This is a genomic window from Qipengyuania algicida (genome assembly GCF_009828025.1).
In the GTDB taxonomy this organism is placed as follows: domain Bacteria; phylum Pseudomonadota; class Alphaproteobacteria; order Sphingomonadales; family Sphingomonadaceae; genus Qipengyuania; species Qipengyuania algicida.
On the sequence record NZ_WTYA01000010.1, the window covers coordinates 107,501 to 126,356 of the forward strand.

14 protein-coding genes, 1 tRNA gene and 2 rRNA genes (1 of these 17 only partly in view) are annotated in these 18,856 nt (G+C 55.7%); 13 read left to right on the plus strand and 4 right to left on the minus strand.

Going from position 1 to position 18,856, the window contains the following annotated elements; genetic code table 11:
* The 4 genes from GRI58_RS12795 to GRI58_RS12810 all read left to right on the plus strand — a co-directional run.
* Positions 1–1,616: ribosomal RNA gene (locus GRI58_RS12795) — 23S ribosomal RNA — on the plus strand (it extends 1,176 nt beyond the left edge of the window).
* Positions 1,617–1,736: 120 nt separating this feature from the next.
* Positions 1,737–1,851 (plus strand): 5S ribosomal RNA (gene rrf, locus GRI58_RS12800).
* 224 nt (positions 1,852–2,075) lie between these two features.
* Positions 2,076–2,152 (plus strand) — tRNA-Met (locus GRI58_RS12805).
* Positions 2,153–2,303: 151 nt separating this feature from the next.
* Positions 2,304–3,566 (plus strand): tyrosine-type recombinase/integrase, encoded by a 1,263-nt coding sequence (locus tag GRI58_RS12810; protein WP_160753988.1) that lies wholly within the window; start codon positions 2,304–2,306, stop codon positions 3,564–3,566.
* A 167-nt stretch (positions 3,567–3,733) separates the two neighbouring features.
* Here the strand turns inward: GRI58_RS12810 and GRI58_RS12815 are convergent, their stop codons facing one another.
* Positions 3,734–4,168, minus strand: a complete 435-nt coding sequence (locus GRI58_RS12815; RefSeq protein ID WP_160753989.1) for a hypothetical protein — start codon at positions 4,166–4,168, stop codon at positions 3,734–3,736.
* Between the two features lie 138 nt (positions 4,169–4,306).
* Between GRI58_RS12815 and GRI58_RS12820 the strand changes: the two genes are divergently transcribed.
* The 7 genes from GRI58_RS12820 (at position 4,307) to GRI58_RS12850 (ending at position 16,543) form a co-directional block, all read left to right on the plus strand.
* Complete coding sequence (locus tag GRI58_RS12820) at positions 4,307–5,848, plus strand: N-6 DNA methylase (RefSeq protein ID WP_160753990.1); 1,542 nt, start codon at positions 4,307–4,309, stop codon at positions 5,846–5,848.
* Positions 5,845–7,017, plus strand: coding sequence for a restriction endonuclease subunit S (locus GRI58_RS12825; RefSeq protein ID WP_160753991.1), 1,173 nt, complete (start codon positions 5,845–5,847; stop codon positions 7,015–7,017). The genes GRI58_RS12820 and GRI58_RS12825 overlap by 4 nt, the downstream gene beginning before the upstream one ends.
* A 2-nt stretch (positions 7,018–7,019) precedes the next feature.
* A complete protein-coding gene (locus GRI58_RS12830; RefSeq protein ID WP_160753992.1) occupies positions 7,020–10,424 on the plus strand; it encodes a DEAD/DEAH box helicase family protein in 3,405 nt (1,134 codons plus the stop codon).
* A 70-nt stretch (positions 10,425–10,494) separates the two neighbouring features.
* On the plus strand, positions 10,495–11,274 hold the full coding sequence (locus tag GRI58_RS12835) for a Hachiman antiphage defense system protein HamA (RefSeq protein ID WP_160753993.1): 780 nt from the start codon (positions 10,495–10,497) through the stop codon (positions 11,272–11,274).
* On the plus strand, positions 11,261–14,674 hold the full coding sequence (locus GRI58_RS12840; RefSeq protein ID WP_160753994.1) for a DEAD/DEAH box helicase: 3,414 nt from the start codon (positions 11,261–11,263) through the stop codon (positions 14,672–14,674). The genes GRI58_RS12835 and GRI58_RS12840 overlap by 14 nt, the downstream gene beginning before the upstream one ends.
* A 271-nt stretch (positions 14,675–14,945) precedes the next feature.
* Positions 14,946–15,851: an ArdC family protein gene (locus GRI58_RS12845; protein WP_160753995.1), complete on the plus strand. Its 906-nt coding sequence runs from the start codon at positions 14,946–14,948 to the stop codon at positions 15,849–15,851.
* A 221-nt stretch (positions 15,852–16,072) separates the two neighbouring features.
* Positions 16,073–16,543: a hypothetical protein gene (locus GRI58_RS12850; protein WP_160753996.1), complete on the plus strand. Its 471-nt coding sequence runs from the start codon at positions 16,073–16,075 to the stop codon at positions 16,541–16,543.
* A 7-nt stretch (positions 16,544–16,550) separates the two neighbouring features.
* Here the strand turns inward: GRI58_RS12850 and GRI58_RS12855 are convergent, their stop codons facing one another.
* The gene (locus GRI58_RS12855; protein ID WP_160753997.1) at positions 16,551–16,757 is read right to left on the minus strand and encodes a DUF5818 domain-containing protein; all 207 of its coding nucleotides are present in this window, start codon (positions 16,755–16,757) and stop codon (positions 16,551–16,553) included.
* A gap of 230 nt (positions 16,758–16,987) precedes the next feature.
* Here GRI58_RS12855 and GRI58_RS12860 point away from each other — a divergent pair, with 230 nt between their 5' ends.
* A complete protein-coding gene (locus GRI58_RS12860) occupies positions 16,988–17,203 on the plus strand; it encodes a hypothetical protein (protein WP_160753998.1) in 216 nt (71 codons plus the stop codon).
* 34 nt (positions 17,204–17,237) lie between these two features.
* On the opposite strand, the gene GRI58_RS12865 is transcribed toward GRI58_RS12860, so the two are convergent.
* Positions 17,238–17,573 carry a hypothetical protein gene (locus tag GRI58_RS12865; protein WP_160753999.1) on the minus strand — a complete coding sequence of 112 codons (336 nt, stop codon included), beginning with the start codon at positions 17,571–17,573 and terminating at the stop codon, positions 17,238–17,240.
* A gap of 319 nt (positions 17,574–17,892) precedes the next feature.
* On the opposite strand from GRI58_RS12865, the gene GRI58_RS12870 reads away from it, so the two are divergent.
* A complete protein-coding gene (locus GRI58_RS12870) occupies positions 17,893–18,324 on the plus strand; it encodes a hypothetical protein (RefSeq protein WP_160754000.1) in 432 nt (143 codons plus the stop codon).
* Positions 18,325–18,517: 193 nt separating this feature from the next.
* On the opposite strand, the gene GRI58_RS12875 is transcribed toward GRI58_RS12870, so the two are convergent.
* A complete protein-coding gene (locus GRI58_RS12875; protein ID WP_160754001.1) occupies positions 18,518–18,793 on the minus strand; it encodes a hypothetical protein in 276 nt (91 codons plus the stop codon).
* Positions 18,794–18,856 lie beyond the last annotated feature (63 nt).

Consider the following 18,856-nt stretch of genomic DNA (forward strand, 5'->3'; position numbering starts at 1 on the left):
AAGTGATGCACCGAAGCTTAGGGTTCAGAATTAATTCTGAGCGGTAGCGGAGCGTTCCGTAAGCGAGTGAAGCCGAAGGGTAACCGACGGTGGACGTATCGGAAGTGCGAATGCTGACATGAGTAGCGACAAAGAGGGTGAGATGCCCTCTCGCCGAAAGACCAAGGGTTCCTGCGCAACGCTAATCGGCGCAGGGTGAGCCGGCCCCTAAGACGAGCCCGAAGGGGGTAGTCGATGGGAACCACGTTAATATTCGTGGGCCTGGAGATGTGTGACGGATTGTGGAAGTTGTTCGTTCTTATTGGATTGAACGGGCAGCCAAGCAGTTCCAGGAAATAGCCTCTCCGTATAGACCGTACCCGAAACCGACACAGGTGGTCAGGTAGAGTATACCAAGGCGCTTGAGAGAAGTATCCTGAAGGAACTCGGCAAATTGCCTCCGTACCTTCGGAAGAAGGAGGCCCCATATCGACGCAAGTCTTTGTGGGGGGCACAGGCCAGGGGGTAGCGACTGTTTAGCAAAAACACAGGACTCTGCTAAGTCGGCTTCAAGACGACGTATAGGGTCTGACGCCTGCCCGGTGCTCGAAGGTTAAGAGGAGGAGTGCAAGCTCCGAATTGAAGCCCGAGTAAACGGCGGCCGTAACTATAACGGTCCTAAGGTAGCGAAATTCCTTGTCGGGTAAGTTCCGACCTGCACGAATGGCGTAACGACTTCCCCACTGTCTCCAGGATATGCTCAGCGAAATTGAATTCTCCGTGAAGATGCGGAGTACCCGCGGTTAGACGGAAAGACCCCGTGCACCTTTACTGCAGCTTCAGAGTGGCATTAGGAAAGAGTTGTGTAGCATAGGTGGGAGGCTTTGAAACTTGGGCGCCAGTCCAAGTGGAGCCATAGGTGAAATACCACCCTGCTGTTTTCTGATGTCTAACCTCGCACCGTTAGCCGGTGTAGGGACCCTCTGTGGCGGGTAGTTTGACTGGGGCGGTCGCCTCCTAAAGAGTAACGGAGGCGCGCGATGGTAGGCTCAGGACGGTTGGAAACCGTCTGCAAGAGTGCAATGGCATAAGCCTGCCTGACTGCGAGACCGACAGGTCGAGCAGAGACGAAAGTCGGTCATAGTGATCCGGTGGTCCCTCGTGGAAGGGCCATCGCTCAACGGATAAAAGGTACGCCGGGGATAACAGGCTGATGATTCCCAAGAGCTCATATCGACGGAATCGTTTGGCACCTCGATGTCGGCTCATCACATCCTGGGGCTGGAGCAGGTCCCAAGGGTTTGGCTGTTCGCCAATTAAAGTGGTACGTGAGCTGGGTTCAGAACGTCGCGAGACAGTTTGGTCCCTATCTGCCGTGGGCGTCGATTGTTGAAAGGAGTTGCCCCTAGTACGAGAGGACCGGGGTGAACATACCTCTGGTGTACCTGTCATCCTGCCAAGGGTGCCGCAGGGTAGCTATGTATGGACGGGATAACCGCTGAAAGCATCTAAGCGGGAAGCCTCCCTTAAGATAAGCAATCTTCGAACCGTCATAGACCATGACGTTGATAGGCCGGGTGTGGAAGCGCAGTAATGTGTGGAGCTAACCGGTCCTAATAGTTCTTTTCGCGCTTGTAGGATCCCACCATCAACGACAGCTTTGTAGCTGTCCGAGAGTGGAGGAAACTCGAAGCCGGATAAGCCCTCAAAAGCTCAATAGTATCGATTTAAAACCCGCACACCCGCCTGCTTCATTGCTTGGTGACCATAGCGTCTGTGACCCACCCGATCCCATCTCGAACTCGGCCGTGAAACCGGACCGCGCCGATGGTACTAATGCTCAAGCATTGGAAGAGTAGGTCGTCGCCAGGCATTGTAGCCGGCGGGTTTGCGCGGAAGGCCCATTCACGTGTTTCAAAAGGCCGCTGCCGGTTAAACCGAGCGGCGGCTTTTTCGTCTCAAGGCTATATGTTTTGAGATGGTGCGCCGTCGAAGTCTGTCAGGGCTTCGCAAGATAGTCCGGCTGTCGCGCGGTTCGTGCGATAGACAGGGTCGCTAAAGCGATCATTGGCTAATGAGGCGTAACACGAAGGTGCCGCGGGGTGGAGCAGTCCGGTAGCTCGTCAGGCTCATAACCTGAAGGTCGTAGGTTCAAATCCTACCCCCGCAACCAACTCAAGAAATTCATAAGCCCCTGTTTTTACAGGGGCTTTTTCTTTGCCCAATCGCCTAATTTGACGCTCGGAATCGGCCTGTGATACAATAAAATGTGTCGCACAAAGTTCGCACAAAATCGCACAAATCTGAATCTGGCCGAGAATCGCATGGAGAGACATCGCATATTAGGAGGAAAAGTATCGCTCTACCGCCGCGCTGAAGGCGGTAAGTGGCATTGCTATACCTGTCTTGATGGCAAAGAGTGGCGCAGGAGTACCAAGGAGCGCAGCCTCGCTCTCGCCAAGGATGTCGCAGAAGATTGGTACCTTGAGCTCTGTGCCAAGAAGAGGTTCGGCGAACTCCAATCCGGTAAGACCTTCGCCCAGGTCGCCCTTCAATTCGAAAAAGAATATGAGGCCATTACCCAAGGCCGTCGCAGTCCCAAATGGGTGCAAGGCCACAAGGATCGCATCCGCCTCCATCTGCTGCCGTATTTCGGCAAGATGTCCGTTCAGTCTATCACCTCCGGCGCGGCACAGGAGTACCGCGTACAGAGAATGACGAAGCCGGCAGACTGGAACGATGACGAAAGGGTATGGAGGCCACCGGCTCGCAACACGCTCCACAACGAGATTGTTACGCTGAGCATGGTGCTCAAAACTGCATACCGCCATGGATGGATCGAGCACGTACCCGATCTATCAGATCCGTACCGAAGGCAGACCAAGGTTGAACATCGACCCTGGTTTACGCCCAACGAATACAAGCTCCTTTATCAGTCCACCCGTGCCAATGCGGCGGAGCCAACACGGCCGCATTTTAAATGGCACGCTGAGCAGCTTCACGACTTCGTTCTCTTCGCTGCTAATACCGGCCTAAGGCCCGATGAGCTTAAGCAGCTCGAATTCCGAGACGTCGAAATCGTGGATGACGACTATTCCGGAGAACACATCCTCGAGATCGAAGTGCGAGGGAAGCGCGGCGTGGGATATTGTAAGAGTATGCCCGGCGCCGTTCGTCCTTTCGAGCGGCTCCGCGATCGCAAACGTCTCTCTGGGGAGGACGATGCCGAGGAGCGTGAGACGCTACCAACCGATCGGCTCTTCCCCAACGAATTCAAGAAAATGTTCAACCGCATCCTTGCGGACAACAATTTGAAGTTCGATCGAAACGGAAAAGCACGGACGGCTTACAGCCTCCGCCACAGCTACATATGCTTCCGCCTTCTCGAAGGCGCGGACATTTATCAGGTCGCGAAAAACTGTCGCACCAGCGTCGAGATGATCGAGAAGCACTACGCGGCGCACCTGAAGGACATGATAGACACGTCGCTTGTGAACGTTCGTCGGCCAAAGCCATCGAAAAACTCAAAAGCGCAGACCCAGACAGCCGATCCGTCGGGCAGGGGTGGGGATCGTCCAAAGCTATAGCATTGAAGCTCCGCACGATGGTGCAATGCTGCGCTTCCTCCAGCCGCTGGCGCTTGAGAGGGAGCCAATGCTCTACGCTCGAAGCAAAGCAATCTTCGGTGATTGCTATTGAGTGTTTCCAATGAGCCGACAGAGCAGTCTATCGGCCATCGATATAGGGAGCGCGCCTAAAGGCGCGGCCCCCAAATGCGCATAGCGCTTGCGTGACGCTTCTGCTGAATAACCGAGCAAATCCTGTCAATCAGATCGGCAGTGCGAGTCGCAGCCGGACTTCCCGCAGGCATTTCAGCAATTTCCGATTTCAGCGTTTGGTAAAGCGCCATAAGCTCCGGCAATGTCAAAGCCATGAGCGCTTGCGTGTCGAATTGATAAGGCATCGTTCCCTCCATCGTTGAAGCCTCGCCGATCGAGGCCTTTCGTCTGGAAGGCAGTGCACCGTTGGATCGCATGCACCCTGGGGCCGAAACAAAGAGAAGGACAGCGCCGCCTGTTGCATGTTGCAGAGACATCTGTGCGAAAACGCCGATATAGAAGGGCTCGGTTGCGAAACGGAGAACGCCTGAGAGGAAGGAATGCCAGGTCACATAAGGCTCGACGCTCATCTTTTACTTTGTGGGCAGCCGTGGCGGTCACTTCAGAAGATTCATAATTACCTGAAAATGCTTGGAAATTTCTCGCGAGTCGGGTAACTTCGAGATCAGTAAGAAAAACAAGCTAATTCAGCGGGAGGAGGCTGAAACGTGCTAACTGGCGAAATTCGCAATCAAGTCGATCAAATCTGGAATGCCTTCTGGTCGGGAGGTGTTTCAAACCCTCTGTCGGTGATCGAGCAGATCACCTACCTGCTATTTATTAAGCGACTGGATGACTTACAAACGCTAGAGGAAAGCAAGGCTTCGAACCTTGGCATTCCGATGGAGCGTCGGATTTTCCCTGATGGCTATGACGATCAGGGGCGCGCCTATTCCGACCTGCGCTGGTCGCGTTTCAAAAACTTCGAAGCGCGCGAGATGATGGATGTCGTCGCCGAGCGCGTTTTCCCATTTCTGCGCCAGCTGGGGGAAGAGGGCTCAAGCTACGGCGAGCATATGAAAGAGGCGCGGCTGGGTTTCAGCAACGCCGCGTTGCTCGCCAAGGCCGTCGATATGCTCGACAAAATCCCGATGGATGATCGCGACACCAAAGGCGATCTCTACGAATACATGCTTAGCAAGATCGCCAGCGCGGGCACGAATGGTCAGTTCCGCACCCCGCGTCACATCATCCAGCTGATGGTCGAAATGACCCGGCCGACGCCGCAGGATGTGATCTGCGACCCGGCCGCTGGCACGTGCGGCTTTCTGGTCGCGGCCGGCGAATATCTGCGCAACAATCACCCGCAGCTGTTCCGCGACGAGAAGCTGCGCAAGCACTTCCACGAGCAGATGTTCCACGGCTTCGACTTCGACCCTACCATGCTCCGCATCGGCAGCATGAATATGACGCTCCACGGCGTGGACAATCCCGATATCAGCTACCGCGACAGCCTGGCGCAGGAGCATGATAGTGATGCGGGCAAGTACAGCCTGATCCTCGCCAACCCACCCTTTGCCGGTTCGCTCGATTACGATGCGACCGCCAAGGACCTCCAGCAGATCGTCAAGACCAAGAAGACCGAGCTGCTCTTTATCGCTCTGTTTCTACGCTTGCTGAAAACAGGCGGACGCGCGGCTGTGGTCGTACCGGACGGCGTGCTGTTCGGATCATCCAAGGCGCACCAGAAATTACGCGAGCTGCTGGTTGAAAAGCACAAGCTCGAAGGCGTGCTGAAACTGCCCTCCGGCGTATTCCGGCCCTATGCGGGCGTGTCCACCGCCGTGTTGTTCTTCACCAAGACCGGCGTGGGCGGCACGGATCATGTCTGGTTCTACGACATGCAGGCCGACGGATACTCGCTGGACGACAAGCGCAATGCGCTGCTGCCTGATGATAAACTGGGGCTGCAATTCACTTCGCCGCTAACGGCCGATGAGCATGCCAAGAACAACCTGCCCGATGCGCTAATCCGCTGGGGCAAGCGCGATACTGAGGAACGCGAGAACCCGCGCACGGCGCAGAGCTTCACCGTGCTCAAGGACGAGATTATCGCCACCGGCACCTATGACCTCTCGCTCAACCGCTACAAGGAGGTCGAGCACGAGGAAGTGACGCACGACAAGCCCGCCGACATCATCAAAGAACTGCGCATGCTGGAGCGGGAAATCAGCGATGGCCTCACCAAGCTGGAGGCGATGCTGGGATGACCGTCATTGCGTTAGCCGAAATTGCAGATCAAATTCGTGGCGTTTCTTACGCCAAAGCGGACGTTGTCGACCGTCCTGCCGAAGGCTTTTTGCCTGTGCTGCGCGCGAACAATATTACGGACGACGGTTTGAGCTTTGATGACTTGGTTTATGTCCGTGCCGAAAAGGTATCTGCGAAACAGCAAGTTCGATCGGGTGATATCGTGATCGCCGCCTCAAGTGGAAGCATCTCCGTTGTTGGGAAAGCGGCCCAAGCTGAGCACGACCTCGGCATGGGTTTCGGTGCTTTCTGCAAAGTAGTGCGTCCATCACCTAAGGTGCACGCCCGCTACATCGGCCACTTTTTCAAGACGCGGGATTACCGCAGGAGAATGTCCGCGCTGGCAGCAGGCGCGAACATCAACAACTTGAAGAACGAACATATCGACGAGATCGAGATCCCGCTTCCCACGCTCGACGAGCAGAAGCGGATTGCGGGGATCCTTGATCAGGCGGACGAACTCCGCCGCAAGCGCCAGCGCGCCATCGACCGCCTCAACCAACTCGGCCAAGCCATCTTTCACGAGATGTTTGGTGATCCTGTCACCAATCCTAAGGGTTTCCTAATCAAGAAGCTGGGAGAGGTCGGAATATTGGATCGAGGCGTTTCAAAGCACCGCCCGAGAAATGATCCTGCACTGCTTGGTGGCGAGCATCCGCTCATCCAAACTGGTGATGTGGCCAATGCCGATGGCTATATTCGAAATTTCACAAGCACATATTCCGATCTCGGGCTGAAGCAGTCGCGCAAGTGGCCATCTGGGACACTTTGCATCACGATCGCCGCCAATATCGGCAAGACTGCGATATTGAACATCGACGCTTGCTTTCCTGATAGCGTCGTGGGTTTCACGCCGGGTACGGACACGAACGCAGAATACGTGCAATTTTGGATGTCACGCGTCCAAAAGCGCCTTGAAGAGATCGCGCCACAGTCTGCGCAAAAAAACATAAATCTTGCGATCCTTCGAGAGCTACCGATTCCGATGCCAGCTAGAGCGTTACAAGACGAATTTCAGAAGCTGATCGGTGTGATCGAGACACGGAAAGCTACTTTTCGCGCAGCGGAAGAAGGTAGCGAAGCGCTTTTTTCGTCCCTCCAACACCGCGCCTTTCAAGGAGAGCTGTAACCATGTCGCAGTTCGCCTTCCTTCAATCTGAGTTTGCCGAGGTCTATGGCCTCGCGAGGAAGGCGGAGACGCTCGCCCTGTCCGATCCGCGTGGGAGCTGCTTTCATGCTCGCCTTGCGCTCGAAAGCGCAGTTAAGTGGATGTACGGGCACGACCGCAACCTGCATTCACCATACGACACGACGCTCTCCGCGCTGATCCATGAGGGCTCTTTCCGCTCGCTGGTCGGCAATGCACTCGTCACCAAGGCGCGGATCATCAAAGACCTGGGCAATGTCGCGGTGCACGAAACACGGCCCGTTCCGGAGAAGTCCGCGACTGACAGCCTGAAGCAGCTCTTCGATTTCTGCTACTGGCTGGTCCGCACCTATGCGCGCGGGGCTAAGCCCGATCCCGTTGTGCAGTTCTCCATCGCTGCCTTGCCGCGCGCAGTTCAGGTCGAAGCCTCGACGCTTAAGAAATTGCAGGCGATCGCCAAGGAGCATGAGGAGGCCGCCGCCGCGCTTGCCGAAGAGCAGGCCGCCCGCATCAAGAGCGAGGAAGACCGCGCCGCGCTCGATGCCCAAATAAAGGAGCTTCAGGAGCAGATCGAGTCGATCAAGGCCGAGAATGCCAAGGTCGAAGATACCCACGACTACAACGAAGCCGAAACCCGCGACATCTGGATCGACCGCTTGCTTGCCGAGGCGGGTTGGCCGCTCGACCAGGAGCGCGACCGCGAATATCCCGTCACCGGCATGCCGAGCACGTCCGGCGAGGGCTTTGTCGACTATGTGCTGTGGGGCGACGACGGCAAGCCGCTCGCGGTGATCGAAGCCAAGCGCACCAAGCGCGATCCGCGTGAAGGACAGCAGCAGGCCAAGCTTTATGCTGATTGCCTTGAGAAGCAGTTCGGGGTTCGTCCGCTGATTTTCTACACCAACGGCTACAAACACTGGCTCTGGGATGACGAAGCCTATCCGCCCCGCGAGGTGCATGGCTTCTACAAGAAGGACGAGCTGGAACTCTGGCGCCAACGCAAGGCGGCCCGCCGCGCTATCGCCACCACTAAGATCGATGAAAGAATCGCCGGGCGCTACTACCAGACACGCGCCATTAGACGAATTGATGAGGCTTTCGAGAAAGACCGGCAGCGCAAGGCCTTGCTCGTTATGGCAACAGGCTCGGGCAAGACCCGTACCGTCATCGCGCTGGTCGATCAGCTCATGCGCGCTAATTGGTGCAAGCGCGTGCTGTTTCTGGCGGACCGCGTCGCGCTGGTGAAGCAGGCGCATAACGCCTTCAAGGCGCACATCCCGACAACACCAAGCGCCAATCTGATCGAGAAGCACGACGCCAAAAAAAACGATCATAATGGCGCGCGCGTGTGCGTGGCGACTTACCCCACGATGATGGGGCTGATCGATGAGATGCAAAACGGACAAAAGCGCTATGGTCCAGGGCATTTCGATCTGATCGTGATCGATGAGGCACACCGCTCGGTGTACCGGAAATACCGCGCAATCTTCGACTATTTCGACAGCCTACTGGTCGGGCTCACCGCCACGCCCCGTGACGAGATTGACCGCGACACCTATTCGCTCTTCGAGCTGGAGCGCGGCGTACCCACCGACAGCTATGATCTTGAGGAAGCGGTAGCTGATGGCTTTCTTGTGCCGCCGACGCCGATCTCTGTGCCGACGCGTTTCATGCGCGAGGGGATCAAATACGAACAGCTTTCTGACGAGGACAAGGAGAAGTGGGATCTTCTCGAATGGGAAGGTCAGTTGCCCAAGGGCGATGTCGATCCGGCCGCGCTCAACAAATGGCTGTTCAATGAGGACACCGTCGACAAGGTGCTGGAGCATCTGATGGTCAATGGCCTCAAGGTCGCCGAGGGTGACCGGCTGGGTAAGACGATCATTTTCGCGAAGAACCACAAGCACGCCCAATTCATCGCCGAACGCTTTGACGCCAACTACCCCCATCTGAAGGGCTCGTTTGCGCGCGTGATCGATTACTCGGTCGAGTATCCGCAATCGCTGATCGACGATTTCTCGATTGCCGAGAAACCGCCGCACATCGCCATCTCGGTCGACATGCTCGACACGGGCATCGACGTGCCCGAGGTTCTCAATCTGGTATTTTTCAAAGTCGTGCGATCGAAAACCAAGTTCTGGCAGATGATCGGGCGAGGCACGCGCCTCTGCGAAGACCTGTTCGGCCCCGGCCGCAACAAGATCGAGTTCCTTATCTTCGACTACTGCCAGAATTTTGAGTTCTTCAATCAGAACCCGAATCTGAAGGAGGGCAAGCAATCGCCCTCACTTACCGAGAAGCTGTTTGCAACGCGCGTCGAGTTGGCGATGCAGTTGGCAGGTCTTTCCGGTGAAGAGCGCGGGCAGGAGCTAGATCAGCTCGACAGCGACACTCGCGAGCGCCTCTTCGAAGAAGTTAGCGCGATGAACCTCGACAATTTCCTTGTGCGCGCAAGGCGCAAGGAGGTTGAAGAATTCCAGCAACGAGATGCTTGGAATGAGATTGGCCCCAACGAACGTGAAGTGCTTACTAATGAAATCGCCGGCCTGCCATCGGCATATGAGGACACCGACATAGCTGCCAAGCAGTTTGATTACATCGTGCTCAAAGGCCAGCTCGCGTTGCTTCAGAACGACACGTCTTTCGTGCAGTGCCAGGAGAAGGTGATCGCTCTTGCGTCCAAGCTCGAAGAGCTGGGGAATGTGCCGATGGTGGCAGCGCAAATGGACCTGATCCTCGAAGTCCAAACGCCTGATTACTGGATCGACATTGACGCGTGGACGCTAGAACAAATGCGTCGTCGCCTTCGTGCGCTCATCAAGCTGATCGAAGGCGAAGAAGCGGTGATTATCTACACCGACTTCGAAGACGAGATGGGTGAGGCAACACCTATCGATTTGCCACACGCCGGAATCGGAACCGATAAACCGCGCTTCCTTATGAAAGTGCGCCATTTCCTGAAGGCGCATGCTGACCACATCACAATTCAGAAGCTCCATCGCAACGAACAGCTGACCCCCCAAGACTTGGTCGAGCTGGAACGCATTTTGCGCGAAGAAACGGATGCCCGTGATGAGGACATAGCAGTCATCACAAGCGAGGGCGGCTTGGGCCTATTTATTCGATCACTGATCGGCCTCGATCGCGATGCGGCAAAGGATGCCTTCGCCGAAGTTCTAGCAGGTCAAAATCTGAACGCGAACCAGATCGAGTTCATCAACTTGATCATCGACTATCTGACGGAACGCGGGGCAATGGACCCGCGCAGGCTGTACGAAAGCCCGTTCACCGATCTCGATGATCAGGGGATCAGCGGCGTATTTCCGCAGGCGGAGGTGCAGCGGATCGTCCAGGTGCTTAAAGATGTGAGTGGGAGGGCTGCTGCGTGACAAAGTCCTCTAAAAATCAGCGAAACAGTGTCTTGAACATGACCGATTCCCTAAATGAGAGTCGGCCTCGATGATGGACTTAGAGGATTGGCTTAAAATTGAAGAAGAAGAGCTCAGCGAGCTGAAGAGCTTGTTTGCGCTTTCTGAAATCGATGGGGGACGGGACTGGATCGAAGATGAGCTGATCGAATGCATTAGATCTCACTATGATGACCCTCGCAATATCGCGGATGATATCACAGACCTCGGTTTTCCTGCTGCCGGAGCGCTTCTAGCAGAGCGATTGCCCACGAGCCCTAGAGCCCGATCTGGAGAAATCGGAGAGGTCTTAGCCACAGAGTTTATTGAGTATCAGACCGAGTTTCGGGTCCCAGTCCGCAGACTTCGCTATAAGGATGGGCGAAACATGGCGTTGCGCGGCGATGATTTTCTTGGCGTGTTTGAAGACGATGATGACCGTCTGCTTCTCCTGAAAGGAGAAGCGAAAAGCGGCCAGTATATGGGCGGCGGTGTCATAGAAGAAGCTCGCAATCGGCTAACAGCTGACCATGGCAGGCCTACGCCGATTTCTCTGCTATTCGTCATCGACCGCCTGCTCGAAGCGACTGGAACGGATAGAGCTTTAGGCAGACGAATACGAAACGAGATGGGGCGTCGAAGTCTACGCCCAGACCGTATCACGCATTGCATCTTTACGCTCACAGGAAATGACCCTTTGGATCACCTGGAATCCGATATCGAGAATGCCGATGAGTTACGCCCTCATCTATCGGTCAACCTCAGGATCGACGATCACGCCGACTTCATAGCTTGGCTTTACCAAGAGGTTTCAAACCTTGGAGACGATTGAAGAACTTGAGGAATTTATTGACGCTGTTGCGCAACCAAATGTTCGCGGCCGGCTTCTTGCGCGTGGTGAAGCGCGTGCAATAACTCGGCGCGGGGGCGAATTGCCGCCCGAGTCACCTGTATTCGCTGCGACACTCGATACAGACCTTTCCGAATATGGCCTTTCGCTCTTGCGCGCTTCGCTCGCTCTCCGTGAGCAACAGGGTGATCCGAAAGTATGGCGCGACGGTTTCCTGCATGCTGGAAACGCCTTCGAAGCACTGATTCGCAACGGATCACCGGGGGACATAGGTCATGGATTTTTGCGCACGATGGGTGCCGCAAGTTACCACCTCGCCGGATATTCGGCGATGGCTTTCTCCTTAATGGCACAACGGGATAGCGAACCGAATTTTGCTCCTGCAGAGCTTGCGGTCGTTAGTCTCATTCTCAACGATCTCCAATCGTTGCGTGCCCAAGCCGAGGCATGGCTGACCGATGTCGCTCATAGCGATGTTGCTATCGCCGCGAGGTTGGAAGATGAGGATTCAGATACCGACGAAGCCTACGCCGCCATACTTACGACTTCGGTCTACCGAGCCTTTGCTTATTTCGAGTTTGCGTTGCTTAGCGGCTCGCCGGGCGCACACGAGCGCGCCATCGGGATCTTGCGGAGTTCCCTAAAAGTGGCGTCAGCCGTGGGTGCCGTGACACTGTGGTGGATTATTCGCGTTGCCTTGCATCTAATCGACGACCAATGGTCAAACAGCCTCCATCGCATCGTACCGTCGAACGGACCTGAGGGTGCTGATAGATACACCGAACTTCGCGAAATGCTTCTCGCATCACTATACGCGAGAAAGGCGTCCGAGGTTGAGCTCTGGCCATCTCAAATCGAGGCTGCAAGGCGAGCAACTGACTTGACCGACGATTTGGTCGTTGCCTTGCCAACTAGCGCTGGGAAAACTCGTGTCGCCGAGCTGTGTGCACTCGTTTCCTTGAGCGCTGCAAAACGAGTGCTTCTCGTGACTCCGCTCAGGGCTTTGTCAGCCCAAACGGAACGCTCATTCCGAAATACGTTCGGCCCTCTAGGGTTTTCCGTTTCTTCACTCTACGGGGCGAGCGGGACTATGCCAGGTGACGAGGACGCGCTTCGTACCCGCGCGATTGTCATTGCTACACCTGAGAAGCTCGATTTTGCGCTGCGAAGTGACGCAGAACTAATCGACGATATCGGCCTCATCGTTCTCGACGAAGGCCATTTGATCGGCCCAAGCGAACGGGAGCTTCGGTACGAGATTCTCGTTCAACGGCTACTAAGCCGAGAAGACGCGGACAGTAGGCGAATCGTCTGCCTTTCGGCAATTTTACCCGATGGCGAACAGCTCGATGACCTGACAGCCTGGATACGCAATGACGTGGATGGAGACCCAATCAAATCGAACTGGCGTCCTACGCGTCAAAGGTTTGGCACTTTGGCTTGGAACGGACACAATGCTCGTTTGACATTCGATCTCGACGACGATGGCCCGTTTATTCCGCAATTTATCGGGCAACAGCCCGCGATTGCTCCTCGGCGCACCCCGTTTCCGCGCGACAATCGGGAGCTCACACTGGCTGCTGCTTGGAAATTCTCTGATGAAGGGAAGAAGACTCTGATCTTCTGCACGCAGCGGGATCATGTTGAGGGATATGCGAAAGCTGTCGTCGATTTAGTGCGGCGTGGATTTTTACCGTCACTTCTCGACAACAATGAAGCTATCGAACGTGCAAAGTCCGTTGGCGCTGAGTGGCTAGGCGCAGACCATCCGGCCGTTCAATGCCTAAGCGCAGGCGTCGCTATTCATCACGCGAGGCTGCCCAATCCATTCCTGCGGGAAGTGGAGGCCTTGCTGAATGCCGGTGTTCTCACTGTCACCGTGGCATCGCCCACATTAGCTCAAGGGTTGAACCTCAATGCTGCGGTGTTGCTCGTACCTAACCTGGTTCGTGCTGGCATTCCATTGACAGGTGAAGAGTTTGCGAATGTGGCTGGCAGAGCAGGTCGAGCTTTTGTCGATCTTGAAGGCCTTGTCATTCATGTGATGTATGAGCCGAGCGGCTGGCGAAGGCGTAATTGGCGCGACCTCGTAAATTCTGCGCGTACCCGAACCCTTGAAAGTGGCTTGGTCCTAATCGCAAACGAAATCCTCCAGCGCTTGGCGCGCGGTGGGATTCTCGCTCGTGACGATGCCTTCGAGTATTTGGCCAATCAAAGACCTGCCTGGCATATCGATGTTGATGAAGAAGGAGATGAGCCGCTTGAACTTCTCTTAGAGAAGCTCGACCATGCCGTGCTCGGCTTGGTCGAGGCGCTAGATGCTGATGCCGAAGACCTGCCACGACTGATAGATGAGGCGCTAATAGGATCGCTTTGGGCACGTCAAATTTCTCGGCGCACCGAGGAAGTACGACAGCGGCAGCTCTCACTTTTCACCGCAAGATCACAGCTGATTTGGTCGGAAACAACCGTCGAACAAAGGCGCGGCCATTTCGCCATGGGCGTCGGCCTCGAAGCAGGCTTGGTATTGGACGATATGGCAGATGAGCTCGCTGAATCGCTCGATCAGGCCGACCTCGCCGCGATCGCTGGCGAACTTGAAACATTGCAGGCATCAATCGTATCGCTTGCCGAACGGCTCTTAGCGATCCGGCCTTTCGTTCCTGATGATGACTTACCGCCAAATTGGCACGAGGTTCTGAATGATTGGCTTGCAGGCACACCAGTCCATGAAATTGGGCCGGACAATATGCGACTCATCGAGGATGTTTTTACCTATCGTCTCGTTTGGGCGCTCGAAGCGGTGCGCACCAGACGCGTTGCGCTTGGTTGGACGCCCGAACTTCTTGCCGGGACTGCTGCTGCCTGCCTTGAAACGGGCTTGCCCAAATTTACTATGGCCATGCTCGTCAGGGCGGGACTGCCTTCTCGTGTTGCCGCGATTGCTGCCGTCAAAGATCAGAATCCTGTCTTCGTGGACACGACCGATCTTGTTGTTTGGCTCGAAAGCAACGAAGTGGCGACACTGACAGACAATGGCGATTGGCCGACAGCCGATACAACTGAGATTTGGGAACAGTTTCGAAATGAAATGCTTGGCCGCGTGAACCAGCGGTGGACGTCAAAGGAATGGCGGCGGAATGTTGATCCAGAAACCTACGTCGGTGATCCTGTTCCGGGAGCTCTTTACCGCGTGGAAGTCGACCAAGATGATCGGTCTGTTTGGGTTTTGACTCCAGACTTTCAAAAAATCGTCAAACTTCGCCGTAAGTTGAGAGATCGAGCCCCTAGCGTTCTTACAGCTCGCTTTAATCGAGGTAGCAACCAAGCGATTATACGCCGATTAGGTCGTTCTCGTGCTTCATGGTCCCAAGAAGCCTGATACTCTCACTGAAGCCTGCTTGGGCACAGCCGCCAATGACTGATCTAAATTTTTCTTTCTGATCTCCTGATCCAATCACAGCTCTTTCGCCACTTGTATTGAGGGTGCCGCGAATGTGGACGGGCGCACCGCATGGTCAACGGCCTGCCCGCTCCGTTCGCTGCGCTCCCGTGTGGGCCGTTCCTCTCGCAAATTAGCTCGATGACCAAGCGGCTCAGCCGCCCGTCCTGATTCCTTCGCGTCCTCAACGACAAGCGAAAGGAGCAAGGACATGACAAATCGAAACTCATCAAAACCCGACATTTATACGCGGATCACCAACCAGATCATCGCAGCACTCGAAAAGGGCACAAAACCCTGGATGCAGCCCTGGAACGCCAGCCACGCTGCCGGGGCCGTCTCGCGCCCGCTGCGCTTCAATGGTCAGCCTTATTCTGGGATCAACATTCTCAGCCTCTGGGCATCGGCCATGGGGCACGGCTTTGCCGCCCCTATCTGGATGACCTTCAAGCAGGCCATCGAGCTTGGCGGTTGTGTCCGCAAGGGCGAGAAAGGCTCGCCGGTTGTCTATGCGAACACTCTGGTTCGTACCGAGACCAATCCCGAGACCGGTGAAGATCAGGATCAGGCCATACCCTTTCTCAAGGCCTACACCGTTTTCAACGTCGATCAGATCGAAGGCTTGCCCGAGCATTTCTACGCTTTGGCTGAAGGTGAAACCAATCCCGATCAGCGCATTGAAGCAGCAGAAGCTTTCTTTGCCGCAACCGGCGCTGACATTCGTCATGGTGGCGATGGCGCGTGTTACATTCCGGCGCTCGATCGCATTCACATGCCGAGCTTCGAAGCGTTCCGTGATGCCGAGAGCTACTATGCGACTCTTGCCCACGAGATGACGCACTGGACGCGTCATGCGTCTCGCCTCAACCGCGACTTTGGCCGCGAGCGCTTTGGCGATGCCGGTTATGCGCAGGAAGAGCTGGTTGCTGAGCTTGGCGCTGCATTCCTCTGTGCCGATCTTAAGATCACGCTGACCGAGCGCGAAGATCATGCCAGCTACATTGCAAGCTGGCTCAAGGTTCTGCGCAACGATACGCGCGCGGTTTTCACCGCCGCAGCGCATGCCGAACGTGCCGCAGAATATCTGCGCACGGCAGCTGCGTCCGCCCTCTCTTGAGGGCGGCGCGATGCGCCTTTGTTGAAACATAACCTTTTTCCGGCATTATGGTCGGAAGGGGGCTTATGCCGGGTTATAATCATTACCCATCATGCATGTGCGGCTGGTGCGAGAAGCGCCGCGGCGGTAGATCGCCTGCACCGAAACCCAAGCCAGCGCCGCGGCTGACCTTTGAATCGGTGACCATTCCGAATGCGGCATGTCCGGTCTGCGGTGAGCGCGTGTTTTTCTACCAAAACCTGTATGGCAGCCGTGTTTTCTTCGACGAGCTTGGCCCGCCATGGCCGAAGCATCCTTGCACCGACAATAGTGCGCCAAAGGGGAGCGGCCGCAAGATCGGTCGTCAGCCGGCTTACGTTGGGCAAATTCGTAAGTCCGGCGACTGGATTGCCCTACGGTTTGTGGGCTTCAAGAGCGAAGATGATTGGACCGTCTTGTCATTCGAGGTGATCGAAACCGACGAATATGTCCGGGTGCTCGCGCATGAGCGCGTCAGCATCCCCAGGGACTTTCCCGCCTATATGCTCCCTTGGGATCGCAAGGACTATACCGAGATTGAATTCCTCGATCGAGGTCTGTCGCCCCATCGCCTGTGGGGCTGGAAATATGGGAGCTATTTCGCGCAAACTGCCGCCGGTTGTTTAAGGCGCCGCCGCGCGCAGGAGGCGCAGAGGCAACGCACTGCGAAATAAGCGGCTTCTAAGGTTCGCGATCGACCTCTTCGAAATGGAAGACCTCCAGCACGGCGTCATCTTTCTGCACTCCGGCGAGATGCACGTAATGGTTTGACAAGCCGATCAGCCGGGCATCGCCTTTGATGCGCCAGCGTTTCCCCTGCCGATCTGTCAGGTAAAGCGCGTCGCCCTCGCGTTCGAGCCGTCCTGTTGCCGTGGTGTGATCGTCCATCGGTCGATCATTGCCGGTGATAAGGGGATGATCAAGTCTTCGTAGAGCCGTGATTCCATTCCTCTGACCTGCCGAGCCCCTGTCAGACGCTCGCCGCGCCGCAACAACCTGCCCGCTCCATTCGCTGCGCTCCCGTGTGGGCTGTTTCCCTTCGGTGCGGCGCGTCGGGCGCGCCTGACTTTGTCGGGGCATGGCCGGAATGGTCCGGCTCCAAACGAAAGGACTTCACCATGACCACCGCAACAACGACTCCCACGAGCGCTCCGACCTTTGTGGCATATGCCGTTCGGGGCGAGGGCGACGCGGCTTTTTGGCATCGCATCGGCTCAGCCTGGGCACATCAGGACGGCCACGGACTTTCGATCAATCTTGCAGCCATGCCGATTGGCGGACGCATCGTTCTTCGCACTCCGCGTAAGGCTGACGACGAGGGGGGCGCCCGCTAGGGTGCCTCCTATATCTTTGAGATTTGAGGTGGGACTATTTACAGCCCTTTTTGTCCATCGCTTTGCGAACGGCTTCGGATGCACCGCGTACATTTGCGAGCTCTGAAGCTTCTACACCGTCACCTTGACCATAGCCGAACCAGAAAGCCTGCACCTGACTGCCTTTAATTCGCTGCTCTTGCGCGGTGACGAGCTGATTCTCTCTACGTGCCAAAGAGTCGAGTTCAGCGGTGAGGGTTGAACACTTATAGTTCGTGTATTTAAGGTCCGTTGTATAGGCGCCAGTAATCTGCGATGGGGGCGTTGGCATATTCATACAGCCTGATAAAGCTAATGCCGCGCCTAGTAGTAATATATTTTGCTTATACATGTTTCTCCTATCTGTAACGGCGTAAGATAGCAGAATTGAAATATATTATTCAAATGTTTATTTAAAATTTCTGCGCTGCCTTCGGCCCGCGCTCTAATCGCTTTGCTCACCGAGCCTGTAGTCTCGGCCATCCGGTGACGATCGCTAGCGCGGGCTTGGGGCTTTGCCCCTGGCGCGGCGCAAGGGTGTCCCCATCCTTCCGCGTTGCACTTGTGCAGGACGGGTGATCCCCCCTCCCATTGCGCCTTGCACCCCCATTCTCGCCGAAGGGCAGGGTTGCAGCAGTTGCTGTCAACCAAACCCCTAAGGAGGAGAGAACATGACCAAACAAACAGACATTAAATCAGACCCGAAATGTCATGCCGTTGATCCAGACCGGCTTGCGGCTGGTCAGTGGTCGCACAAATCGAACCGACAGATCGGTGAGGGCGACATTCACGCAAGCTACAGTGCCGACCGCATCGGTATGGGAAAGCCTGTTCGGAAACCTTTCCGCTTTGCTGGCGGACTTTGGGTTTGCGTTGGATGCTCGGGCAAAAGCGCCGAGGCCTACCGCTTGTCCCGCCCGACCGAGTTTGCCGGAGAAACTTTCGACTATGGCGAGCGCGTTCGAAATGGCAGAGCCGGACGTTCTGACCCGAATGGATTCTATCACGGCATGCGCATTCGGCACAGTGCGCAGGATTACATTTTGACCGGCCCAGCCGAGACATTTTTCGAGGGTGAGCGTGAACAACTCAGTCTTTTCTAAATTTTTCACTTTAAAAGATTTACATAAGATTCAGATTTTATTAGGTTTTTAAATGTAATATAGGATGATGTCGGACGATTATTTGACAGTAAAGCTCAAATGGTTGTGCCTGTACTCAATAAAGGGCAGATTCAGATATCTCGATATCTTCAAACTGTACTTCGATGGCGGGCTCGATAAATTCCCCACGGGCTCAGTTTGCCTCGATGATCCGATCATCCTTCTCGACCCGAAACACCCGAAATTCGCGGCGCTCAGGCCAAGCCACATCGCGCAAAGCTGCGATCTTTTCGCCGACGAGAACTGCTATCACGTTCTCAAGCTGGTCGAAGAGCGCATTGCTGTCACCGCGAATTTCAAGCCGAAAACGCCCGTCGTTTTCGTTATCACCGGCCTGAATTCCGAATTCCAGCCTGCTGAAATCTACGAGATGCCCCATGCCGAGGCTATCGGCCTCTTCATGGCGCATGCGCAGAACTTCCAATTGCCAGGCGCGATCCGCGCATCAGACCCGACAGGTCCGCTGCTCGCA